The sequence below is a fragment of the Dyella sp. CR10 genome, from assembly GCF_055814425.1.
The window spans coordinates 2,765,345-2,787,236 of the sequence record NZ_CP185986.1; the positions used below are offsets into that span (position 1 = coordinate 2,765,345).

Sequence of the window (21,892 nt, forward strand, 5' to 3'; positions counted from 1 at the left end):
TCACTGCGGCTTCTTCTCGCCCTCGGGCAACGCGTACGCAATCAATGCGTCGCCCAGCCTGGTCCCCAGCGAACCATGCCCACCCGCCATGATCACCACGTACTGCCGACCGGTCTTGTCGGATACGTAGCTCATCGGCGTCGCCTGCCCGCCCGCGGGCAGGCGCGCCTCCCACAGCTTCTTGCCGTCGCGCACGTCGTACGCACGCAGGTAATCGTCCAGCGTGGCGCTCATGAAGGCGACGCCGCCGCCAGTGGTGATCATGCCGCCCAGGCTGGGCACGCCCAGCGGAAGCGGGATCGGCAGCGGCGCGTTATCTACCACTGTGCCGTTCCGGTGCATCCACACTTTGCGCATGGTCTTGAGGTCCACCGCGGCGACGTAGCCCCACGGCGGCGCCTGGCACGGAATGCCCAGCGGCGACAGCAGCGGCAGCAGCTCCACCGCGAACGGCGTGCCTTTCATCGGTTGCAGGCCATGCTCGCTGCCCGTCGAGCCCTTGGCGTTCTTCGACTCCTCCTTGTCGCGGCTGAACAGCTTGGACACGAAAGCCATGTAGTTCGGATTGCCCAGCAGCAGCTGCCGCGCGGGATCGACGGTGACGCCGCCCCAGTCGAACACGCCGTAGTTGCCCGGATACACGAGCGAGCCTTGTTCCGATGGCGGAGTGAAGATGCCGTCGTAGCGCAGCCGTTTGAACTTGATGCGGCAGACGAGCTGGTCATAGGGATTGGTGCCCCACATGTCGGCTTCGCGCAGCGGGCGGTCCGGCGTGAAGCTCAGCGCAGAGAACGGTTGCGTGGGCGCCGTGTGGTCGCCCGCCGCCGCGCCCTGTGGAACCGGCCGTTCCGGCGCGGCCACGATCGGCTTGCCGTCGCGGCGGTCCAGTACATAGATGTCGCCGCGCTTGGTGGAGGCGATCAGCGCCGGCACCTTGCCGCTGGGCGTGTCGATATCCACCAGGGTGGGCTGCCCGCCGATATCCATGTCCCACAGATCGTGGTGCACGGTCTGGTATACCCAGCGCAACTTACCGGTGGCGATCTCCAGCGCCACGATCGCGCTGCTGAAGCGTTCGCCCTGCGGATAGCGCTCGCCGCCCCACATGTCCGGCGTCTGGTTGCCCATCGGCAGATAGACCAGGCCCAGCTTCTCGTCGACGCTGGACACGCTCCACGCATTGGGCGAGTTGTGCTTGTAGTACTGGCCCGGTTCCAGCGGCTCGGTGCGGTCCGGTTCGGCCGAGTCCCAGTTCCACAGCAGCTTGCCGGTAGTGATGTCGTAGCCGCGGATCACGCCGGAGGGTTCGTGCGTGGATTCGTTGTCGGTGACGCTGGCCGATACGATCAGCACGTTGCGCGTCACCGTCGGCGGTGACGTGGGATTGAGATAGCCGCGCTGCGTCATCGACATGCCCTGGTACAGGCCGATCGCGCCGTGGTCGCCGAAATCCGTGCAGGGTTGGCCGTTGTCCGCGTTGAGCGCCACGATGGTGGCGTCCGCGGTGGGCGCGAAGATGCGGCGCGGGCAGCTGTCGAAGTGAATCGCCTCCGCCGCCACCGCGCCCTTGGGCGTGGGTGGCGGGGCTGCGGGTGCCGCCATGGCACCACCGTCGGCCGCGGTCTGCGCGGCATAGGCGCCGGAGTCGTGGTAAGCCACGCCGCGGCAGATCATGTGCTGATAGCCCTTGGCGTCGCGGTTGATCTTCGGATCGAAGCGCCAGCGTTCCTGCCCCGTATCCGGATCCAGCGCGATCACGATGTTGTGCGGCGTGCACAGGTACAGTAGGCCGTTGGCTTTCAACGGCGTGACTTCGTTGGCGATCTCGGTGGGATCGCCCGCGCCCTTGAAGTCGCCGGTGTGGAAGGTCCATGCCACTTTCAGCTGCGCGACGTTGGCCGGCGTGATCTGCGTGGCCGGTGCATGGCGGTCGCCGTAACCCGTGCGCCCGTAGGCGATCCAGTCGTTCGGCGGCGTGCCGGTGGCATCGGGCGCGGCCGGCGCCGCCATGCTCGCTTGCGGTACTTCACCAGCCAGCGTGTCGTTATCCCTGAAGTACGCCGCCACGCCCACCGCCAGGCTCGCACCCACCGCCACCCACAGCGGCAGCGTGCCCGCCGCCCAGCGCAGCGCCGGCCGGGGCTCCACCGCCAGCCGGCGCGAGACCCAGGGGATCAGCAGCCACAGCGCCAGCGCAAACCACACCGCCACGCGCGGCACCAGTTGCCACCAGTCCAGACGCACCTCGTAGATGGCCCACAACAGCGTGGCAAGCAGCAGCAAAGCGTGCAGTCCAAGTGCCAGCCGCCGGCCCCGCCATGCCAACCAGCCGGTGGCGACCAGCGCCGCACCGGCCAGGACGTAGTACGGCGAGCCGCCCAGTGCGAGCAGCCATGCACCACCAGCAAGCAGGGCCAGCCCCAGCAACATAAAAACAGCCGTGGTGATCCACTGCGAAACGGCCGGTCGAGACCTCGTATCCATGATTGTCCTTGCGTCGCGTATGGAAACGGGCGAATCAGCCAGGACATGGTTGACGACTCGCCGTAGGGGTTTCGTGACGCCGGCGGACGCCCGCCAGCGGGCCGACTGTGGCCGCCTGCGGCTGAACGCATGCCCTGTCGATCCGTTGTCGCAACACACGACTGGCGCCGGTCGCGGCGTCCGCTTAGTCTGGCCGGCCACGGCCCCGGGCCATGGATGACTCAAGGACTAAGGATGGTTGGCAAATCCGGCAAACCGGCCTGGCGCTGGATCGCGCTCGGCGTCTCCGTGATCGGCGTGGCGTTGCTGGTCTGGTTCGCGCTGCGCAGCAGCGAACTTGCCGAACCCGACCGCGACCTGCGCCTGGCGTACGAAGCCCAGGCGCGCAAGGACCTCGAAGAGGCCATGATCGGCCGCGGCCTGTCCTCGTATCTCGCCCGCAACGTCTGCGCGATCGCTCCGGAAACCTACGGACCGATGGAAGGACGCACGCAGCGCCATTTACGCGAAGACCCCACACTCACCGCGGCGGTGGAACGCGGCCGGCAGGAGGCCGAACAGGGTTGGCGCGAGGCGCAGGCCGCGAACCGTGAAGCCGCGTTCCGGGAGATGCATTGCCCCAGCCTGCTCGCCGTCCTGCAGCGCCACGAGAACGATTGAACGCTCGCGCCGGGGCGACGACGGCGGGTCGCCGCCTGCCCGCCCAGCCGTTTTTTTCGCCCGCGCGGCTGTTCCTCTATACTTCCCGCCCGTTGCCCCCGTAGCTCAGTTGGATAGAGCGTCCCCCTCCTAAGGGGAAGGTCGTACGTTCGAATCGTATCGGGGGCACCATTCTTTCAAGGGCACGCTCAGGCGTGCCCTTCTTGTTTCCCGACGCCGCGCTCCCGTGCATCGCCCCTTCGACATCGCGTTCGAATATCTTTCCCACACCGTTCGAGCATTTGCGCTACCCGCCGCGCCATGGCGCGGCGCATCATTCGCTGCCAGGAGCGAGGGACCCGGACGCGCCTGCCAGGACGCGCCTGCTAGAATCGCGCTTTTCCACCATGTCCCCACCGCGCCGCGAGGCGCCACGGTCCAGGAGCACGCATGTCCCACGAAATCCTCAAGGCGCTCGGCATCGGCGCGGAGCATTCCGGCACCTATCTCGGCCAGGGCGAGTGGTCGCGCACCACCGACGCCGGCACGCTGCAGCCGGTCAATCCCGCTACCGGCGACGTGATCGGCAGCGTGCATGCCTCCAGCGCCGCCGACTACGAAATCATCGTCAAGCGCGCCCAGGAAGCGTTCAAGACCTGGCGCACCACCCCGGCCCCGCGCCGCGGCGAAGCCGTGCGCCTGTGCGGCGAAGCGCTGCGCAAGCACAAGGACGCGCTCGGTTCGCTGGTCGCGCTGGAGATGGGCAAGATCAAGCCCGAAGGCGACGGCGAAGTGCAGGAGATGATCGACATCGCCGACTTCGCGGTGGGCCAGAGCCGCATGCTCTATGGCTACACCATGCATTCGGAGCGCCCCGGCCACCGCATGTACGAGCAGTACCACCCGCTGGGCCTGGTCGGCATCATCAGCGCGTTCAATTTCCCGGTGGCGGTGTGGGCGTGGAACGCCTTCCTCGCCGCGATCTGCGGCGATATCTGCATCTGGAAGCCCTCGCCGAAGACCCCGCTGTCGGCCATCGCCACCATGAAGATCTGCAACGAGGCGCTGAAGGCCGGCGGCTTCCCGGACATCTTCTTCCTGTTCAATGATGCCGGCACCGATCTGTCGCAGGGCTTCGTCGACGACAAGCGCATTCCGCTGATCAGCTTCACCGGCTCGACCAAGGTCGGCCGGCTGGTCGGCGAGCGCGTGGCGCAGCGCATGGGCCGCTCGCTGCTGGAACTGGGTGGCAACAACGCGATCATCGTGGATCAGAGCGCAGACCTTAAGCTCGCCATTCCGGCCATCGTGTTCGGCGCGGTCGGCACCGCCGGCCAGCGCTGCACCACGACGCGCCGCCTGTTCGTGCACGAGTCGATCATCGGCGAAGTCACCGACAAGCTGGTCGCCGCCTACAAGCAGGTGGAAGGCAAGATCGGCGATCCGACCCTGCCCCATACGCTGATGGGTCCGCTCAACAGCCAGGATGCCGTGCAGGCCTACCTGGGCGCGGTCGAGAAGGCCAAGGCCGCGGGCGGCAAGGTGCTCACCGGCGGCGCCGCACTCACCGACCGCAAGGGCAATTTCGTGCTGCCGACCATCGTCAGCGGCGTGCAGAACAGCGACGATGTCGTGCAGACCGAGACCTTCGCGCCGATCCTCTACGTGATGCCGTTCAAGACCCTGGACGAAGCCATCGAGCTGCAGAACGACGTGCCACAGGGCCTTTCGTCGGCGATCTTCACGCGCGACCTGAGGGCGGCGGAGCAGTATCTGTCCGCGGCCGGTTCGGACTGCGGCATCGCCAACGTCAACATCGGCACCTCCGGCGCGGAGATCGGCGGCGCCTTCGGCGGCGAGAAGGAAACCGGCGGTGGCCGCGAGTCCGGCTCGGACGCGTGGAAGGTCTACATGCGCCGCCAGACCAACACCAGCAACTACTCGGACGCGCTGCCGCTGGCCCAGGGCATCAAGTTCGACCTGTAAGACGGACAGGCGCCCGGTGCATGCCGGGCGCCTCCAACGCACGACTTCATCCGAGGAAACGGCTCTTCGCATGTCCCTGCCCGCTCGCCCCAGTTTCGCGCTCGACAGCTACCGCGTCGTGATCGCCGGCGGCAGCAAGGGCATCGGCCGAGGCATGGCACTGGCCTTCGCCGAAGCCGGCGCGGCGGTGTCGATCTGCGCACGCGGCGAGCAGGCGCTGCGCGAGACGCGCGAAGCGATCGCCGCGCTTGGCACGGTAGCGCATGCGGAAAGTTGCGACCTCGGCGACCCGGGCGCGATCGAACGCTACATCGCCGATGCCGCCGATACGCTGGGCGGCATCGACGTTCTGATCAATAACGCCAGCGGTTATGGCTTCGCCGATGACGACGACGGCTGGGAGGCCGGCTTCCGCATCGACCTGATGGCGGCCGTGCGCGCCTCGCGCTTCGCCCTGCCGCACCTCAAGGCCTCCCCGCACGCCAGCATCCTGCACACCAGCTCGATCGCCGCGTTCCATCCGCGCGCCCGCAACGCGCCCTACGCCGCGGTGAAGGCCGCGCTCAGCCAGTACACCACGTCGCAGGCGCTGGCCCTGGCCGAGCACCGCATCCGCGTGAACGCGATCGCGCCGGGCTCGGTCGATTTCGCCGACGGGCTGTGGGACCGCCGCCGGCGCGAAGAGCCGGAGTTTTACCAGGCCACGCTCGCCAGGATCCCCTTCGGCCGCTTCGGCGCACCGGAGGACATCGCGCACGCCGCGCTGTTTCTCGCTTCGCCGTGGGCCGGCTGGATCACCGGCCAGACGCTGTGCGTCGACGGCGGGCAAAACCTCACGGGATGAGAGCCATGGCCGACTTGCAGAGCACGGAACGTTTCAGCAACCGCGTCGAGGATTACGTCCGCTACCGCCCCGACTATCCCAAAGCCATGCTGCAGTGGCTGGAGCGGGAACATGGCGTCACGCCCAAGTGGCTGGTCGCCGACGTCGGCGCCGGCACCGGCATCTCCAGCAAATTGTTCCTGGACGCCGATTACCGCGTGATCGCGGTGGAGCCCAATGCCGCGATGCGCGGTGCCGCCGAAAAATGGCTGGGCATGGACAAACATTTTCGCGCTCTCGACGGCCGCGCCGACAAGACCGGCCTGGCCGCGCACAGCGTGGACCTGGTGTCGGTAGCGCAGGCGTTCCACTGGTTCGACGAGGGCGCGACGCGCCACGAATTCGCGCGCATCCTGCGCCCCCATGGCCTGGCCGCGATCTACTGGAACAGCCGCCGCCTTACCGGCGCACCGTTCCTGGAAGGTTATGAAGCGCTGCTGCAGCGCTATGGCACCGACTACACCAGCGTGGCCGAACGCTACGCCGACGAGCCGCGCATGCGCGCCTGGTTCGGCGACGGCTATCGCGGCACCGGCAGCTTCGAACATCGCCAGCTGCTGGATTTCGACAGCCTGCGCGGCCGCCTGATGTCCTCCTCCTACGCGCCGAAGGAGGGTCACCCCATGCACGAACCGATGCTGCAGGCATTGCGCGAACTGTTCGACGCGACCGCCGTGAACGGCAAGATCAGTTTCGATTACGACACCCGCGTCTACGTGGGTCACCCAGGCTGAGTATGTACCGCTACCTTCGACCTTTGATGTTCGCGCTGGACGCCGAACAGGCCCATCGCGCCACCCTGTATGGCCTGGATGTGGCTCATCGCAGCAACTTCCTGCACCTGGTAGCCAAGCCGCCGGCGGAGCTGCCGGTCACCGTGTTCGGCATTCGCTTTCCCAACCCGGTGGGACTGGCGGCGGGCCTGGACAAGAATGCCGATCACCTGGATGCGCTCGGCGCGCTGGGCTTCGGCTTCGTCGAGGTCGGCACCACCACGCCGCGCCCGCAGCCGGGCAACGACAAGCCGCGCATGTTCCGCCTGCCCCGGCACGAAGCGGTAATCAATCGCCTGGGCTTCAACAACGACGGCGTGGATGCGCTGGTGCGCAACGTGCAGCGCTCGGCCTATCGCGGCGTGCTCGGCATCAACATCGGCAAGAACAAGGACACGCCAAACGAAAAAGCGGTGGACGACTACCTCTTCTGCCTGGAGAAGGTCTATCCGCATGCCACCTACGTGACGGTGAACATCTCCTCGCCGAACACGCAAGGCCTGCGCGATCTGCAGGAAGAAGCCACGCTGCGCCGCTTCATCGAGACCTTGCGCGAAGCGCAGGAGCGCCTGGGTTCGCAGGCCGGCGCGCGCAAGCCGATGCTGTTGAAGATCGCGCCCGACCTCTCGGAGGCGGAACTGGACGGCATCGCCGACGTGCTGCTGGGCACCGGCGTGGACGGCCTGATCTGCACCAACACCACCATCGACCACGCGGCCGTCGCCAGCGATCCGCATGGCAATGAAACCGGCGGCCTCTCCGGCCGGCCGCTGTATGCGCGCTCCACCGAGGTGCTGCGCGGCATGCACCGGCGGCTGGGCGGACGCATCCCCATCGTCGGCGTGGGCGGCATTCTCGACGGCGGCGATGCCGCCGGGAAGATGGACGCCGGCGCCGCCTTGGTGCAGATCTATTCGGGCATGGTGTATCGCGGGCCCGAACTGATCGCCGAGTGCGTGGAAGAAATCCGCCGCCGCGGAGGCTTCGATGCCAGCTGATACGCACGCGCTGCCGCCCCAGCGCATCGACATGGGCGGCTATGTCCTGCTGGAGAACGCGCCCCTTGGCCAGCGCAACACGCTGCGCGTGGATGCGCGCGCGAAACTGCTGGCCGAGGTGCGCGAGGCGGCGAAGCTGCCGGAGCTGCTGGATTTCCCCGCCGTGCGCGGCGGCCCTGTGCTGGTGCTGGGCGAAGGCAGCAACCTGCTGTTCACCGGCGACTTCGACGGTACCGTGGTGGCGATGGCCAACCGCGGCGTGCATGTCGAACAGGAGGGCGACCTCACCCGCATCGCCGTGGCGGCGGGTGAACGCTGGGACGACTTCGTGCGCTGGACCCTGGGCCAGGGCTTCGCGGGGCTGGAGAACCTGATCCTGATCCCGGGCACGGTCGGCGCCGCACCGATCCAGAACATCGGCGCCTACGGCACCGAAGTGGCCGAGTTCATCGAAAGCGTGGAAGCGTGGGATACGCGCGAGCAGTGCGTCGCCACGCTCGACCGCGATGCTTGCGCGTTCGCCTATCGCGACTCGGTGTTCAAGCGCGAGCCGGGACGCTACATCGTCACCGCGGTGCGCTTCGCGCTGCCGCGCACGCGCGAGCTGCGGCTGGACTATACCGGTATCCGCGAAGAACTCGCGCGCATGGGCGTGGACCGCCCCGCCCCGTTCCATGTCGCCGAGGCGGTGGTGCATCTGCGCTCGCGCAAGCTGCCCGACCCGGCGGTGATCGGCAATGCCGGCAGCTTCTTCAAGAATCCGATCGTCGATGCCACGGTGGGCGAAGCGCTGAAGCGCCAACACCCCGAACTGGTCGCCTGGCCCGGCGTGGACGGCCGCTGGAAACTTTCCGCCGCATGGCTGATCGAGGCCGCCGGCTTCAAGGGACAGCGCGAGGGCGACGCGGGCATTTCCAACCGCCACGCGCTAGTGCTGGTCAACCACGGACACGCCACCGGCCCGCAGTTGTGGGCCTTCGCGCAACGAGTGATCGCTGGCGTGCAAGACCGCTTCGGCGTGCGGCTGGAACCCGAGCCGGTAGTCATCGGCCAGGGCTGAAGCGATGAAGCTGGCAGGGAAGATCGCGCTGCATCTGCTGCTGATCCTGGCGGTCGTGGCGATTCCACCGATGGTGTACGACTGGGTCGCCAAGCATGTCGCCGGTGATTCCTCCTGGCTGTTCGTCGGGGGCCTGACCTACCCGCTCTACCTGGGCTGGTGGATCATGCGGATCGGCCATCCGCGTCTTCGCGTCATCCTGCTGCACCTGCTCGCCTTCGCCAGTCTGATGGCGGCGCTGGTACTCACCCTGGACAAAGGCAGTGCAGGCTTCGCGCCGTTCCTGCCGGTGGCGTTGCTGCTGCCGTCCATCGTGCTCGCGCTGCTGCGCGCCGCCCAGCGGCGCGCAGACGACGCGCGGACGCATCTGTACGCGCTGCTGCTGTTGATTCCGTTCGCGCTGGCTCTTACCGCGCTGATCGTCATCGGCATGTCGCTGACCGCCATGCAAGGGATGCGCTGGTAAGCCTGGCAGCGCGCGTCTTCACGAAATCCGAAGCGGACCGATGCAAGGATCGGCGGATTCCCCCGCCGCCATCGGAACCCTCATGAGCATCGAAAACGTCGCCGACTTCCTGGTCGAAACGCTGGCCCAGGCTGGCGTCAAACGCATCCACGGCCTTGTCGGCGACAGCCTCAACGGCATCACCGATGCGCTGCGCAAGCGCGGCGACATCGAGTGGGTGCATTACCGGCACGAAGAAGCCGCCGCGTTCGCCGCGGCGGCCGAAGCGCAGGTCACCGGCAAGCTCGCCGTCTGCGCCGGCTCGTGCGGGCCGGGCAACCTGCACCTGATCAACGGCCTGTTCGATGCGCACCGCTCGCGCGCGCCCGTGCTCGCGCTGGCCGCGCATATCCCGTCGGCCGAGATCGGCAGCAACTATTTCCAGGAAACCCATCCGCAGAACCTGTTCCAGGAGTGCAGCCATTACTGCGAGCTGATCAGTGGCGCGGCGCAGATCCACCACGCGGCCGCCACGGCGATCCGCGCCGCGGTGGGACAGCAAGGTGTGTCGGTACTGGTGATTCCCGGCGACGTCGCGCTCGCCGAAGCCGCCGGTCCCGTCCCGCCCGCCACCGGCCTGCTGCCTGCGCTGCCCGTGGTCGTGCCATCGTCCGACCAGCTGGACCAGCTGGCCGCGCTGCTCGGCAGCGGCCGCAAGGTTACGCTGTTCTGCGGGCGCGGCTGTGCCGGCGCGCACGACGCGGTGATCCGCCTGGCGGAAACCTTGAAGGCGCCGGTGGTGCACGCACTGGGCGGCAAGGAACACGTCGAGTGGGACAACCCGTACGACGTGGGCATGACCGGCCTGATCGGTTTCAGCTCCGGCTATCAGGCCATGATGGATTGCGACACCTTGCTGCTGCTCGGCACCGATTTCCCGTACCGCCAGTTCTTTCCCGCCCAGGCGAAGATCTGCCAGGTCGACTTGCGCGCGGAGAATCTGGGCCGCCGCTGCCACCTCGACCTGGGGTTGGTCGGCGATGTCAAAGCCACGATCGAAGCCCTGCTCCCGCGTCTGCGCTCCGCAACGGACGACGGGCATCTGCGCACCAGCCTCGCCAACTACCGCAAGGCGCGCGAGGGCCTGGACGACCTCGCCACGGGCAAGACCGGCGGCAAGCCGATCCATCCGCAGTACGTGGCCAAGGTGGTGAGCGATCTGGCCAGCGACGATGCCGTGTTCACCTGCGATGTGGGTACGCCGACCATCTGGGCCGCACGCTACCTGCGCATGAACGGGCAGCGCCGGCTGCTCGGCTCATTCGCGCATGGCTCGATGGCCAATGCGATGCCGCAGGCCATCGGCGCGCAGACCGCCAGCCCCGGCCGCCAGGTGATCAGCCTGTCGGGCGACGGCGGCTTCGCCATGCTGATGGGCGACCTGCTGACATTGGTGCAGCAGCGCCTGCCGGTGAAGATCGTGGTGTTCAACAACGGCACGCTCGGCTTCGTGGAGCTGGAGATGAAAGCGGCCGGCTACCTGCCCACCGGCGTCGCGCTGGACAACCCCGACTTCGCCGCGCTGGCGCGCGCCGCCGGCATCCATGGCGTGCGCGTAACCGACGCCGGCGACCTCGAAGGCGCGGTGCGCGAAGCCTTCGCGCATCCCGGGCCGGCATTGATCGATGTGGTCACCAACCGGCAGGAACTGTCGATGCCGCCGAAACTCAAGCTGGAGCAGCTCAAAGGCTTCAGCCTGTGGGCCTTGCGCACGGTGATGAATGGGCGCGGCGACGAACTGGTCGACCTGGCGCGCAGCAACCTGCTGCGCTGACCGGCCCGCAACGAAAAAGGCCGGCGAAACGCCGGCCTTTTTTCCACAGGTACGCAAGCTCAGCGGCGCAGCTTCGACAACAGCCGCAGCATCTCCAGGTACAGCCACACCAGCGTCACCATCAAGCCGAAGGCGCCGTACCACTCCATGTACTTGGGCGCGCCCTGGTCGACGCCGGTTTCGATCATGTCGAAGTCCAGCATCAGGTTGAACGCGGCTAGGCCCACCACCAGCAGGCTGAAGCCGATGCCCAGCGCGCTGGATTCGTGGATGAAAGGCACCTGGATGCTGGTAAACGCGCGCAGGCCCATATCCACCAGGTAAAGCAGCGCGACCGCGCCGGTCGCGGCGACGATGCCCATGCGCAGCTTGTCGGTGACCTGGATCACGCGGAAGCGGTACAACGCCAGCATCACCGCCATCACGCCGGCGGTAAGCATCACCGCTTGCAGCACGATGCCCGGAAAGCGCACTTCGAAAATCGCGGACAGACCGCCCAGAGCGAAGCCTTCGGCGATCGCGTAGGCCGGCGCGGTGATGCCTGCCCAGTTGGCCTTGAAGGTCGTCACCAGCGCCAGCACGAAGCCGACCAGCAGGCCGCCCCAGATGAACGGCGAGATCGCCGCCAGCCCGGCGGCGAGGTTGCCGCCCTCCGCCGCGGCATGGCTGAAGCGCAGCCAGGTCCAGCCACCAGTGACCACCGCCAGGAACAGCAGCAGGCCCGTCTTGGCCACGGTGCCGTTGAGGGTCATGCGTTCGCCTTCGGCGAACAGACCCTGGAAAGTGCTATCGCGTAGAACCGGATTGCCCGAACGCATCGCCAACTCCTCATGGACAAGCCGCGCGCCACCGCGCGGCGATGTCCACCATGCTAGCGCGTCGGGCCTGCGGTGGCGTGGCCGCCTCGTTCAGCCCGCCGTGGCCCGCCGCCTGGGGCCGTCCAGGTTCGGCAGCAGCACGGTAATCACGCCCAGCAGCGGCAGGTAGGCGCAGATGCCGTACACGAAATCGATGCCCTGCGCGTCCGCCACCCGTCCCAGCACCGCTGCGCCGATGCCGCCCATGCCGAAGGCGAAGCCGAAGAACAACCCGGAGATCATGCCCACGCGGCCCGGGATCAGCTCCTGCGCATAGACCAGAATCGCCGAAAACGCCGACGACAGGATCAAGCCGATCACCACCGTCAGCACGCCGGTCCAGAACAGGTTCGCGTGCGGCAGCAGCAGCGTGAACGGCGCCACGCCCAGGATCGACGCCCAGATCACCCACTTGCGTCCGATGCGGTCGCCCACCGGCCCGCCGACCAGCGAACCGGCCGCCACCGCGAACAGGAACACGAACAGATGCGTCTGCGCGTTCGGCACCGACACGCCGAATTTGTGGATCAGATAGAACGTGTAATAGCTGGTGATGCTGGCGATGTAGAAATACTTGGAGAAGATCAGCAAGCCCAGGATCAGCACTGCCCCGATGACGCGCCCGCGCGTCAGCGTCACCGCCGCGTGCCGCGCCTTGGCCTTGCCGCGCGTGGCGTGATGGTCGCGGTACCACGCGCTCACCTGCACCAGCACCACGATCGCCAGCAGCGCGGCCAGCGCGAACCACGCCACGCTGCCGCGGCCGTGCGGCACGATGATCCACGCGGCCAGCAGCGGGCCCAGCGAGGCGCCGGTATTGCCGCCCACCTGGAACAGCGACTGCGCCAGGCCGTGGCGTCCACCCGAGGCCATGCGCGCGACGCGCGAGGATTCCGGATGGAACACCGACGAGCCGGTACCCACCAGCGCGGCGGCCACCAGCAGCAGCGGGAAGTTCGGCGCCTGGGCCAGCAGCAGCAGGCCGCACAGCGTGAAGCCCATGCCCACCGGCAGCGAGTACGGCATCGGCTTGCGGTCGGTGATCAGGCCTACCATCGGTTGCAACAGCGACGCGGTGACCTGGTAGGTCAGCGTGATCAGGCCGACCTGGGCGAAGTTCAGGTGGAAGCCCGACTTGAGGATCGGATAGATGGCCAGGATCAACGACTGGATCATGTCGTTGAGCAGATGCGCGAAGCTGATCGCTCCGATGATGCCGAATTCGGTGCGAGGCTCGGCCTGAGATTCGGCGCGGGATGCGGCGGCTGCGGGCGGCAGGGGTAGATCGTCGACGCGGGTTTGCATGGAAGATGGCGTATCGATAGTGGGGACGGTGCGCGCGGCATCTTGCCGCGCCCAGGCGAGCACCTTAGATTGGGCGTTGTCGGCCCGCTCACGTCAGGGGGTCAACTTCTGTCGAATCCGGGCCATAAATCAGAACCTCCCTGAATGCGCCAGACCCGCGTCACCCGCTACGAAGATGTGCCTCGCGCGGTCGTCGCCACCGGCAACGACTATCCCGCGCGCTTCGTGCTGCCCGCCCACGCGCACAAGCGCCACCAGCTGCTGTATGCCGCCACCGGCGTGGTGAAGACCATCACGCCGGAAGGCAGCTGGATCGTGCCGCCGCGCCGCGCGCTATGGATACCCGCCGGTGTGATGCACGAAGTCCACATGGACGGCAACGTGAGCACGCGCAGCGCCTATGTGCAGCGCGACGCCGCGCAAGGCCTGTGGGAACACTGCCAGGTCATCGCCGTCTCGCCGCTGTTGCACGAACTGCTCGAGGTCGCCGTGGACCTGCCGGCCGAATACGCGCTGGGCGCGCGCGACGGCCGCCTGATGGCCTTGCTGCTGGACGAGATCCGCGCCATGCCCACGCTCTCCCTCAACACGCCGCTGCCCGCCGAGCCACGCCTGCACAAGCTCTGTCGCGCCATACTCGATGCGCCGGCACTCGACCTCGACATCGATGCGGTGGCGGCGAAAGTCGGCATGAGCCGTCGCCATTTCACCCGCACGTTTCGCCAGCAGACCGGGATGAGCTATGCGGCATGGCGCCAGCAAGCCTGCCTGCTGGCGGCGCTGACGCGACTGGGGCGGGGACAGTCGATCACCGACGTCGCGATGGAACTGGGCTATGGCAGCGCGAGCGCGTTCACTTCCGCGTTCCGGCGCGTGCTGGGCGAGCCGCCGAGCAGGTACATGGCCACTCCGCAACGACCACGCGCCAAGAGCGCGCCAACCTGAAGCTCCCCTCCCTGCCGGGCGTGGGAGCTGCATGGTTCAAAGACACCCCGCTCCGGCCAGCGCGCTGCGCACCGCTTCCACCACGGGCGTCGCCGGCACGTCGCCCAGGAAGCGACGCAACTTCGCATCTTCCAGCCGTGCCTCGGTCTTCCACAGGTAACGCATCTTCCACAGCTCGCGCAGTGTCTCCATGAACGGCATGGCCAATGCCACCTGCCACCACGGAAAGCGCGCCGCGCGTATCGACGGATCGCCCACCGCTTCGCGCACCGCCGCGACCATGGCGTGACCATCCATCCAATAGCCGCCGAAATGAAACGCGGCGAACGGCTCCAGCTCATCGCGCCGATCGAGCAGGCGTGCGAGCGTTTCGGCCACGTCGGGCAGATAGGCCCAGGCATGGCCCAGCTCCGGCGGCCCCGGGTAACTCACCGCGCCGACCGGCCGGCCGGCCTTCACCAGGCCCTGCGAGAACCAGCTGTTGCCTGTATTGCGCGGCCCCAGAAAATCGCCACAGCGCAAGATCAGCACCGGCGTGCCCTCGCGCGCCGCCTGCGCCAGACGTTGTTCCATCGCCACGCGCAGTTCGCCCTTGCGGCTGACCGGGTGCTGCGGCGCGTCTTCGGCCAGCGAAGGGAACGCATCGAAGCCGTAGTTGTAGATCGTGCCGGGAAACACGATGCGCGCGCCTGCCGCCCGCGCGGCGGCGATGGTGTTGTCCAGCATCGGCAGCACCAGGCGCTCCCAGCCACGATAGCCGGGCGGGTTCACCGCGTGCACGACGACGTCCACGCCCGCTGCGGCACGCGCCACGTCGGCGGCGACCATCGCATCGCCCTGCACCCACTCCACCCCGGCCGGACCGCCTTGCCCGACCTTGCGCACCAGCGCGCGCACCGTCCAGCCATGCCGCAGCAGCGCCGCGCAAACCTCGCCACCGATGCCGCCGTTGGCGCCCACCACCAGAACCGTCTTCTTCTGCGTCATGTGCTGTTCTCCTCGGGAATGACAACAGCATGAGCTGGCGCCGGCCATTAGAAAATCCACTAAACATGCATATCTGCTATACAAATATGCATGACTCCGACCGAACCCTCCTGGGACCTCTACCGCTCCTTTCTCGCCGTGATGCGTGAGGGCAGCCTGTCCGCCGCGGCGCGCGCGCTGGCCATGACCCAGCCCAGCCTGGGTCGGCATGTCCGCGAACTGGAGACCGCCCTCGGCCTGGCGCTGTTCACCCGCTCGCCGCAGGGGCTGGTGCCGACCGAGTCGGCCCTGCGCCTGCTGCCGCACGCCGAGGCGATGGCGTCGTCGATGGCGGCGCTGCGCCGCGCCGCCACCGCGGGCGACGACGACGTGCGCGGCGTGGTACGCGTCACGGCCAGCGAAGTGATCGGCACCGAGGTGCTGCCGGCGATGCTCACCGCGTTCCGGCGCGAGAACCCCGGGGTGATCATCGAACTGGCGGTGACCAATCGCTCCGAAGACCTGCTGCGCAAGGATGCCGACCTGGCCATCCGCATGACGCGCCCCACCCAGCAGGCCCTGGTCACGCGCCAGCTCGGCCGGATCGAACTGGGCCTGCACGCGCATCGCCGCTACCTGCGCCGGCATGGCACGCCGGCGTCGCTGGACGAACTGCGCGCGCACAGTCTGATCGGCTTCGACCACGAAGCACCTTACGTGCGCACGCTGCGTCCGCGCGACCTGCCGTGGTCACGTGAGCTGTTCGCGCTGCGCACCGACCACGACCTGGCCGCGCTGGCGGCCATCCGTGCCGGCTATGGCATCGGCATCTGCCAGGTACCGCTGGCGGCGCGCGACCCCAAGCTGGTGCGCCTGCTGCCCGGGCAGGTGGCCATTCCCATGGAGGCCTGGGCGGTGATGCACGAGGATCTGCGGCGCAACCCGGCGGTGCGCCGGCTGTTCGATCACCTCGCCGCGGCGCTGATCGACTATGCGCGCACGTGAGCGGCGTCATCCCGCCGTCAAAATTCCGTAGCAATATGAGCCGCTGCGAAACGGCCCGGGACGACCGGCGGGCCGGGGACATGCAAAATGCCACAACGGCGTAGCATGCCTAATCCCCACCTCCCCGCCCGGCCGGGGCTTTCAGGACCGACATGATGTCCAACAGCGAGAACCGCCCGAGCGTCACGGTCGAGGAGCCCACTCCCGTCGCGGAACAGCCCGCCGCCAATGCCCTTCCCGCGCCAACCGGCGGCACGCACGACCTCAACGACAGCAGCCTGTATATCCACCGCGAGCTGTCGCAGCTGCAATTCAACATCCGCGTACTGGAGCAGGCGCTGGACGAGCGCAAGCCGATCCTCGAGCGCCTCAAGTTCCTGCTGATCTTCTCCAGCAACATGGACGAATTCTTCGAGATCCGCGTGGCGGGACTGAAAAGCCAGATCGCCTTCGACCACGAGATCGTCGGTCCCGATGCCATCGCGCCGCGCCGCGCGCTGGCCGAGATCAGCGAGATCGCGCACAAGCAGATCGAGCGGCAATACGCGATCCTCAACGAACGCGTGCTGCCGGAGCTGGCGCGCCACGGCATCCGCATCGTTCGTCGCAACGAGTGGTCGCACAAGCAGAAGTTGTGGGTGCGCCGCTATTTCCGCCATGAAGTCGCGCCGCTGATCACGCCGATCGGCCTGGATCCCACCCATCCGTTTCCGCTGCTGGTCAACAAGAGCCTCAACTTCATCGTGCAGCTGGAAGGCGTCGATGCCTTCGGCCGCGATTCGGGCCTGGCCGTGGTGCCGGCGCCGCGCGTGCTGCCGCGCCTGATCCGCCTGCCGGACGAGGTGTGCGAGGGCGGCGAGAACTTCGTGCTGCTGTCGTCGATCATCCATGCGCATACCGAGGAGCTTTTCCCCGGCATGTCGGTGCGCGGCTGCTATCAGTTCCGCCTTACCCGCAACGCGGACCTGACCATCGATCCGGAAGATGTCGAAGATCTCGCGCGCGCCTTGCGCGGCGAACTGTATTCGCGCCGTTTCGGCGACGCCGTGCGCCTGGAAGTGGCGGACAACTGCCCGAAGGAACTGACCGATTACCTGCTCAAGCAGTTCGGCCTCACCGCGGCGGAAATGTACGAGGTCAACGGGCCGGTCAATCTCTCGCGCCTGATGGGCCTGGCCACCAAGACCAGCGCGCCGGAACTGCTCTATCCGCCGTTCACGCCGTCGATCCCCAAGGCGCTGAAGAAGGCCGAGGATCTGTTCCAGGTGATCGGCAAGCAGGACGTGCTGCTGCTGCACCCGTATGAATCGTTCGCGCCGGTGGTCGACCTGCTGCACCAGGCCGCGAAAGACCCCAACGTGCTGGCGATCAAGCAGACGCTCTACCGCAGCGGTGCCAACTCCGAGATCGTCGACGCGCTGGTGGATGCCGCGCGCGCGGGCAAGGAAGTGACCGTGGTGGTGGAGCTGCGCGCCCGCTTCGACGAAGAATCCAACCTCACCCTCGCCTCGCGTCTGCAGCAGGCCGGCGCGATGGTGATCTACGGCGTGGTTGGCGTGAAGACGCACGCCAAGCTGATGCTGATCCAGCGCCGCGAAGGCGACGAGCTGGTGCGTTACGCCCATCTGGGCACCGGCAACTACCACACCGGCAACGCTCGCCTGTACACCGACTACAGCCTGCTCACCTCCGACCAGACCTTGTGCGAGGACGTGCACAAGCTGTTCAGCCAGCTCACCGGCATGGGCAAGGTACTGCGCATGAAGAAGCTGCTGCATGCGCCGTTCACGCTGAAGAAGACACTGCTGGAGCTGATCGCCGCCGAGACCACGCACGCCCAGGCCGGCCGCCCCGCGCAGATCATCGCCAAGATCAACGCGCTGACCGATCCGAAGGTGATCCGCGCGCTGTACAAGGCCAGCGTCGCCGGGGTGAAGATCGACCTGATCGTGCGTGGCATGTGCTGCCTTCGTCCCGGTGTGCCGGGTGTGTCGCACAACATCCGCGTGCGCTCGATCGTGGACCGTTTCCTCGAGCACAGCCGCGTGTACTGGTTCGCCAACGATGGCGACGAACAGCTGTTCCTGGCCAGCGCCGACCTGATGGAGCGCAATCTCGATCGCCGCGTCGAGACCGGTTTCCCGATCGAGAGCAAGAAGCTGCAGCAGCGCCTGAAGAAGGAGCTGGAGCTGTATCTGGCCGACAACAGCAGTGCGTGGCAGCTGCGTTCCGACGGGCATTACACGCGCATGCACCCGACGACGGGGCAGCCCGTGCGCAACGTGCAGCTGCAACTGCTGGAGAAGCTGTGCGGCGTCGGGGCATCCACGGAAGCGTGAGGTCACAACCTGAAGCCCTTCTCCTCTTCGGGGAGAAGGTGCCGGTCCCAAGGGGATTAGCTTCGCGTCGCAGCGGATGAGGGGCGGGGTTCGAGAAGGAGGCTCGACGAAGCGGAGCATGCTTTTAAGCTCCCGCTTCTACGCTCCGTAGCTTCCCCTCACCCCAACCCTCTCCCCGGAGGGGAGAGGGAGTGAAAGCTAGGCGAAGCGCTTCACCCAGGCCACGTATTTGTCGACGAAGCCCTGCAGGAACTTCTTCGTACCGTCGTTCGAGATGTTCCCCTCGTCGTCGATCAGGCCGTCCTTGAACGCGATGAACACTTCCGGCTGCGCCAGCAGCGGCACGTCGACGTAGGTCAGCACGTTGCGCAGATGCTGCTGCGAGAGCGCCGAACCGGTGGCGCCGATCGACGCGCCGATCACCGCACCCGGCTTGCCGGCGAAGGAATTGGTGCCCCAGGGCCGCGATGCGATGTCGATGGCGTTCTTCAGCACGCCAGGGATCGAACGGTTGTATTCAGGCGTCACGAACAGCAAGGCGCCGGCCGCTTCGACCGTGCGCTTGAGCGCCTCGCATGCCGGCGGATAGGCACTATCGAAATCCTGGTCGTACAGCGGCAGGCCGCCGATCGATACATGCTCGAACGCGAGATCCTGCGGCGCGAGCTTCTCCACGGCCAGGGCGAGCTTGCGGTTGATCGAGTCCTTGCGCAGGCTGCCGACGAAGACAGCGACCTTGATCTTGCTCATGCGGATTCTCCTTCGGTGGATCCGTGGGCCGGAACGATGTCTTCCAAGCTTCCGGATCGCCGGGTAAAGACAAAGTGACGCCGCCATGTCAGGCGCGTGGCACGTTCCCTGCTTTTCCTTCTATGCCGTTCGACCGAATGGGTCGGGCGCCGCGGCTCGTCCAGAATGCATGGACGACCCGCATCACGGGCCGGCCGCGCAAGCGGGTGTGAAAGGGGGCTGTGGTGGTCGCAAGCGTGGCAGCGCAAGCAAGGCGGTGGCGGCGGATGTTCGGCATGCTGCTGCTGTGCCTGTGCGTTCCGCTGCATGCGGCGCCCGTCGTACCGATGGAAGCGGCCTGGCGCGAAGCGCGCCCGGGCGACACGCCGGCCACCGTGCTGGACGACTTCCGCAACGGCGAGCTGCAGGGCTTCGATCCTGCCCTGCTGCACGAAGTGGCGCGTCCGGGCCAGGCCACCTGGGTGGTGTTGCGTCCGCAGCTCTCGCCGGTGACCGAGGAGCGCACGCTGACCCTCTATCCGCCGCCATTGTCGGCAGTGACGCTGTACGACAGTCACGGACCGTTGCAGACACTGTCGCTGGACGACTTCAGCGCCCGCGTGCATGGTCACGGCCGCCTGGCGTGGCGGCTCGCGCCGGGGGCCACCTCCACCGAGCCGATCCTGCTGCGCTTCGAGGCCTCGCCGGACACCGCCTCGCCGGCGCGCTTTCGCCTGCAATCGTGGGACGACTACTTGCGCCAGGACGCGCAATGGCTCGTGTTCGCCAGCGCCTGCTTCGCGGTGATGCTGGCGATGGCAGCGATGGCGCTGTGCCTGGCGCTGATGCTGCGCGACGCCACGTTCGCCTGGTACGCGGGCTACGTGCTCTGCTATGCCGTCATCCAGGGCGTCCGCACCGGTTACCTGTTCCATCCGCTGGAACTGGAATGGCTGGCCGGCTCCGCGCTGCTCGTGGGGCCGACGGCGGCCCTGCTGTCCGTGGCGTTCGCCGCCGTGTTCGTGGCGCGCTTCTGCGAGCTGCAACGCCTCGCCCCGCTGCTGCATACCGCGGCGCTCGCGCTGGCGATGGGCATGCCGCTGCTGGTACTGATGCGCAGCAGCCATATCGACGCCATCGTCGCGCCGGCACAGGCGCTGCTGTATCCGGCGCTGCTGATCGGTGCCGTGCTGCTGCTATGCGCGGGCATCGCCGCGGCGGCGCGCGGGTCGCGGCGGGCGCGTTATTTCCTGCTCGGTTTCACGCCGCTGCTGGCGCTCACTGCCCTGGACAGCGCGCAGGCCAATGGCGCCCTGCCCGGCATGGACTGGCTGGGCGACGCCGCGCTCGCGGCCGGCGCGTTCCAGTCGATCATGCTGGCGCTGGGCCTGGCCGATCATGCGCTGGCGATGCGCCACGACACCGACGTGGTGCGCGAACTGGCCGACGTGGATGCGCTGACCCAGGTGCTCAACCGCCGGGCCTGGAGCGAAGGCCTGCATGCCGCGCTGGCGCTGGACGATGGCGAGCCGATCGCGCTCCTGTTCCTGGATCTGGATCACTTCAAGACGCTCAACGACTGCCAGGGCCATGCGGCGGGCGATCGCGCGCTGGTGGCGGTCGCCGCTGCGCTGCGCCGCGAGCTGCGGCCACAGGACCTGCTGGGCCGCTATGGCGGCGAGGAATTCGTCGCGATGCTGCATGGCGTGGACCAGGCGCAAGCTACGCATATCGCCACCCGCCTGTGCCGCCGCATTTATCGGCTGGACATTCCCGTGGATGGCCAGGAACTGCTGCTGAGCGTGAGCGTCGGTATCGCCATGCGACGTCCCGACGACACCGTGGAAACGCTGGTCGAGCGCGCCGATCACGCCATGTATCGGGCCAAGCTCAACGGGCGCAATCGCGTGCGCCTGGATCTGAAGCCGGAAGCGCGCGGCGCGCATCCGTGGCCTCGCGCGGTGGCGGAAGAGCCGCCGCGACGCGGCTCCTAGCGACGCGCGAGATACCGCTTATTCGGGGTAGTACAGCTGTTTCTTCAGCGCGTCCTTCAGCTTGTCGTCCGGATCGCCCAGCCAGGTCAGCTGATCGTTGCTGCCGTCGCTGACATCGGTCGGCGCCTCGCCCTGGCGCCGCGCGAACACGCCCCACATGGCGTGCGTCTTCTCGTCATAGAGCAACACGATGCGTTCGCTCGGGCAGTCGTGCGGCTTGCATCCGGCGGCGGCGAGCAAGGTCTTGCCGTCCTCGGTCACCGTCTGCGCGGGCGTAGACGTACCCCCTTGGCGCGTCCATTCGGGCAGCTCCTTGGCGCCAGCCAGATTGGCGAAGGCGGCGTTGAAATCCGGGCGCTGCAGCAGGTCGAACAGGTAGGGACCTTTCGCCGCCTGGTCGGCGTCGGCGTCGGCCGAGCTGCCGGCGGGCGCGGGCGCCAGGTTCGACGCCGCCGCGGTACGGGTGGTGGATGCGGCGGGTGCCTGCGTGCCGTCCTGCTTGTCCTGCGTGCATGCCGCGCCGGCCAGGGTCGCGGCGAACACGAACGCATATGCGGCGTATTTCATGGCGGCCTCCCTTCGTGCTGGTTCGATCGTCCGCACCTTACGGCGCGGGGACTGAATCCCTACCGTCCCCGGGCCTGCAAAGT

At 67.5% G+C, this 21,892-nt stretch carries 18 protein-coding genes and 1 tRNA gene; 13 read left to right on the top strand and 6 right to left on the bottom strand.

Features of this window, described 5'->3' with window-relative positions:
* Positions 1 to 2,484, bottom strand: coding sequence for a membrane-bound PQQ-dependent dehydrogenase, glucose/quinate/shikimate family (locus ACNR9O_RS12525; protein ID WP_473680035.1), 2,484 nt, complete (start codon positions 2,482 to 2,484; stop codon positions 1 to 3).
* A 234-nt stretch (positions 2,485 to 2,718) separates the two neighbouring features.
* Between ACNR9O_RS12525 and ACNR9O_RS12530 the strand changes: the two genes are divergently transcribed.
* The 9 genes from ACNR9O_RS12530 (at position 2,719) to poxB (ending at position 11,102) form a co-directional block, all read left to right on the top strand.
* Positions 2,719 to 3,144 carry a hypothetical protein gene (locus ACNR9O_RS12530; RefSeq protein ID WP_473680033.1) on the top strand — a complete coding sequence of 142 codons (426 nt, stop codon included), beginning with the start codon at positions 2,719 to 2,721 and terminating at the stop codon, positions 3,142 to 3,144.
* Positions 3,145 to 3,238: 94 nt separating this feature from the next.
* Positions 3,239 to 3,315 (top strand) — tRNA-Arg (locus ACNR9O_RS12535).
* Between the two features lie 258 nt (positions 3,316 to 3,573).
* Complete coding sequence (amaB, locus tag ACNR9O_RS12540; protein WP_473680031.1) at positions 3,574 to 5,109, top strand: L-piperidine-6-carboxylate dehydrogenase; 1,536 nt, start codon at positions 3,574 to 3,576, stop codon at positions 5,107 to 5,109.
* A gap of 70 nt (positions 5,110 to 5,179) precedes the next feature.
* Complete coding sequence (locus tag ACNR9O_RS12545; protein WP_473680029.1) at positions 5,180 to 5,953, top strand: SDR family NAD(P)-dependent oxidoreductase; 774 nt, start codon at positions 5,180 to 5,182, stop codon at positions 5,951 to 5,953.
* Between the two features lie 5 nt (positions 5,954 to 5,958).
* The gene (locus ACNR9O_RS12550) at positions 5,959 to 6,726 is read left to right on the top strand and encodes a class I SAM-dependent methyltransferase (RefSeq protein WP_473680027.1); all 768 of its coding nucleotides are present in this window, start codon (positions 5,959 to 5,961) and stop codon (positions 6,724 to 6,726) included.
* Positions 6,727 to 6,728: 2 nt separating this feature from the next.
* Positions 6,729 to 7,763: a quinone-dependent dihydroorotate dehydrogenase gene (locus ACNR9O_RS12555; RefSeq protein WP_473680025.1), complete on the top strand. Its 1,035-nt coding sequence runs from the start codon at positions 6,729 to 6,731 to the stop codon at positions 7,761 to 7,763.
* Between the two features lie 31 nt (positions 7,764 to 7,794).
* A complete protein-coding gene (murB, locus tag ACNR9O_RS12560) occupies positions 7,795 to 8,823 on the top strand; it encodes a UDP-N-acetylmuramate dehydrogenase (protein WP_473700779.1) in 1,029 nt (342 codons plus the stop codon).
* Positions 8,824 to 8,827: 4 nt separating this feature from the next.
* Complete coding sequence (locus tag ACNR9O_RS12565; protein WP_473680021.1) at positions 8,828 to 9,289, top strand: hypothetical protein; 462 nt, start codon at positions 8,828 to 8,830, stop codon at positions 9,287 to 9,289.
* Between the two features lie 82 nt (positions 9,290 to 9,371).
* Entirely contained in the window at positions 9,372 to 11,102 is a 1,731-nt protein-coding gene (gene poxB, locus ACNR9O_RS12570) for a ubiquinone-dependent pyruvate dehydrogenase (protein ID WP_473680019.1), read from the top strand.
* Between the two features lie 59 nt (positions 11,103 to 11,161).
* Here the strand turns inward: poxB and ACNR9O_RS12575 are convergent, their stop codons facing one another.
* Both ACNR9O_RS12575 and ACNR9O_RS12580 read right to left on the bottom strand, forming a co-directional pair.
* The gene (locus tag ACNR9O_RS12575; protein ID WP_473680017.1) at positions 11,162 to 11,920 is read right to left on the bottom strand and encodes a Bax inhibitor-1/YccA family protein; all 759 of its coding nucleotides are present in this window, start codon (positions 11,918 to 11,920) and stop codon (positions 11,162 to 11,164) included.
* A gap of 90 nt (positions 11,921 to 12,010) precedes the next feature.
* Positions 12,011 to 13,264 carry an MFS transporter gene (locus tag ACNR9O_RS12580; protein ID WP_473680015.1) on the bottom strand — a complete coding sequence of 418 codons (1,254 nt, stop codon included), beginning with the start codon at positions 13,262 to 13,264 and terminating at the stop codon, positions 12,011 to 12,013.
* 144 nt (positions 13,265 to 13,408) lie between these two features.
* Here ACNR9O_RS12580 and ACNR9O_RS12585 point away from each other — a divergent pair, with 144 nt between their 5' ends.
* Complete coding sequence (locus ACNR9O_RS12585; protein WP_473680013.1) at positions 13,409 to 14,209, top strand: AraC family transcriptional regulator; 801 nt, start codon at positions 13,409 to 13,411, stop codon at positions 14,207 to 14,209.
* Positions 14,210 to 14,245: 36 nt separating this feature from the next.
* Here the strand turns inward: ACNR9O_RS12585 and ACNR9O_RS12590 are convergent, their stop codons facing one another.
* Positions 14,246 to 15,196 (bottom strand): NAD-dependent epimerase/dehydratase family protein, encoded by a 951-nt coding sequence (locus ACNR9O_RS12590; RefSeq protein WP_473680011.1) that lies wholly within the window; start codon positions 15,194 to 15,196, stop codon positions 14,246 to 14,248.
* Positions 15,197 to 15,286: 90 nt separating this feature from the next.
* On the opposite strand from ACNR9O_RS12590, the gene ACNR9O_RS12595 reads away from it, so the two are divergent.
* Positions 15,287 to 16,180 (top strand): LysR family transcriptional regulator, encoded by an 894-nt coding sequence (locus ACNR9O_RS12595; protein WP_473680009.1) that lies wholly within the window; start codon positions 15,287 to 15,289, stop codon positions 16,178 to 16,180.
* Between the two features lie 152 nt (positions 16,181 to 16,332).
* On the top strand, positions 16,333 to 18,519 hold the full coding sequence (ppk1, locus tag ACNR9O_RS12600) for a polyphosphate kinase 1 (RefSeq protein WP_473680007.1): 2,187 nt from the start codon (positions 16,333 to 16,335) through the stop codon (positions 18,517 to 18,519).
* A gap of 198 nt (positions 18,520 to 18,717) precedes the next feature.
* On the opposite strand, the gene ACNR9O_RS12605 is transcribed toward ppk1, so the two are convergent.
* The gene (locus ACNR9O_RS12605; RefSeq protein ID WP_473680005.1) at positions 18,718 to 19,269 is read right to left on the bottom strand and encodes an NADPH-dependent FMN reductase; all 552 of its coding nucleotides are present in this window, start codon (positions 19,267 to 19,269) and stop codon (positions 18,718 to 18,720) included.
* 275 nt (positions 19,270 to 19,544) lie between these two features.
* On the opposite strand from ACNR9O_RS12605, the gene ACNR9O_RS12610 reads away from it, so the two are divergent.
* On the top strand, positions 19,545 to 21,242 hold the full coding sequence (locus tag ACNR9O_RS12610) for a GGDEF domain-containing protein (RefSeq protein WP_473680003.1): 1,698 nt from the start codon (positions 19,545 to 19,547) through the stop codon (positions 21,240 to 21,242).
* Between the two features lie 18 nt (positions 21,243 to 21,260).
* Here the strand turns inward: ACNR9O_RS12610 and ACNR9O_RS12615 are convergent, their stop codons facing one another.
* Complete coding sequence (locus ACNR9O_RS12615; protein ID WP_473680001.1) at positions 21,261 to 21,809, bottom strand: Ivy family c-type lysozyme inhibitor; 549 nt, start codon at positions 21,807 to 21,809, stop codon at positions 21,261 to 21,263.
* Positions 21,810 to 21,892 lie beyond the last annotated feature (83 nt).

Coding starts and splice junctions, on each gene's coding strand:
- ACNR9O_RS12525 (WP_473680035.1), bottom strand. CDS start 2,484: ATGGATACGAGGTCTCGACCGGCCGTTTCGCAGTGGATCACCACGGCT.
- ACNR9O_RS12530 (WP_473680033.1), top strand. CDS start 2,719: ATGGTTGGCAAATCCGGCAAACCGGCCTGGCGCTGGATCGCGCTCGGC.
- amaB (WP_473680031.1), top strand. CDS start 3,574: ATGTCCCACGAAATCCTCAAGGCGCTCGGCATCGGCGCGGAGCATTCC.
- ACNR9O_RS12545 (WP_473680029.1), top strand. CDS start 5,180: ATGTCCCTGCCCGCTCGCCCCAGTTTCGCGCTCGACAGCTACCGCGTC.
- ACNR9O_RS12550 (WP_473680027.1), top strand. CDS start 5,959: ATGGCCGACTTGCAGAGCACGGAACGTTTCAGCAACCGCGTCGAGGAT.
- ACNR9O_RS12555 (WP_473680025.1), top strand. CDS start 6,729: ATGTACCGCTACCTTCGACCTTTGATGTTCGCGCTGGACGCCGAACAG.
- murB (WP_473700779.1), top strand. CDS start 7,795: ATGGGCGGCTATGTCCTGCTGGAGAACGCGCCCCTTGGCCAGCGCAAC.
- ACNR9O_RS12565 (WP_473680021.1), top strand. CDS start 8,828: ATGAAGCTGGCAGGGAAGATCGCGCTGCATCTGCTGCTGATCCTGGCG.
- poxB (WP_473680019.1), top strand. CDS start 9,372: ATGAGCATCGAAAACGTCGCCGACTTCCTGGTCGAAACGCTGGCCCAG.
- ACNR9O_RS12575 (WP_473680017.1), bottom strand. CDS start 11,920: ATGCGTTCGGGCAATCCGGTTCTACGCGATAGCACTTTCCAGGGTCTG.
- ACNR9O_RS12580 (WP_473680015.1), bottom strand. CDS start 13,264: ATGCAAACCCGCGTCGACGATCTACCCCTGCCGCCCGCAGCCGCCGCA.
- ACNR9O_RS12585 (WP_473680013.1), top strand. CDS start 13,409: ATGCGCCAGACCCGCGTCACCCGCTACGAAGATGTGCCTCGCGCGGTC.
- ACNR9O_RS12590 (WP_473680011.1), bottom strand. CDS start 15,196: ATGACGCAGAAGAAGACGGTTCTGGTGGTGGGCGCCAACGGCGGCATC.
- ACNR9O_RS12595 (WP_473680009.1), top strand. CDS start 15,287: ATGACTCCGACCGAACCCTCCTGGGACCTCTACCGCTCCTTTCTCGCC.
- ppk1 (WP_473680007.1), top strand. CDS start 16,333: ATGATGTCCAACAGCGAGAACCGCCCGAGCGTCACGGTCGAGGAGCCC.
- ACNR9O_RS12605 (WP_473680005.1), bottom strand. CDS start 19,269: ATGAGCAAGATCAAGGTCGCTGTCTTCGTCGGCAGCCTGCGCAAGGAC.
- ACNR9O_RS12610 (WP_473680003.1), top strand. CDS start 19,545: ATGCTGCTGCTGTGCCTGTGCGTTCCGCTGCATGCGGCGCCCGTCGTA.
- ACNR9O_RS12615 (WP_473680001.1), bottom strand. CDS start 21,809: ATGAAATACGCCGCATATGCGTTCGTGTTCGCCGCGACCCTGGCCGGC.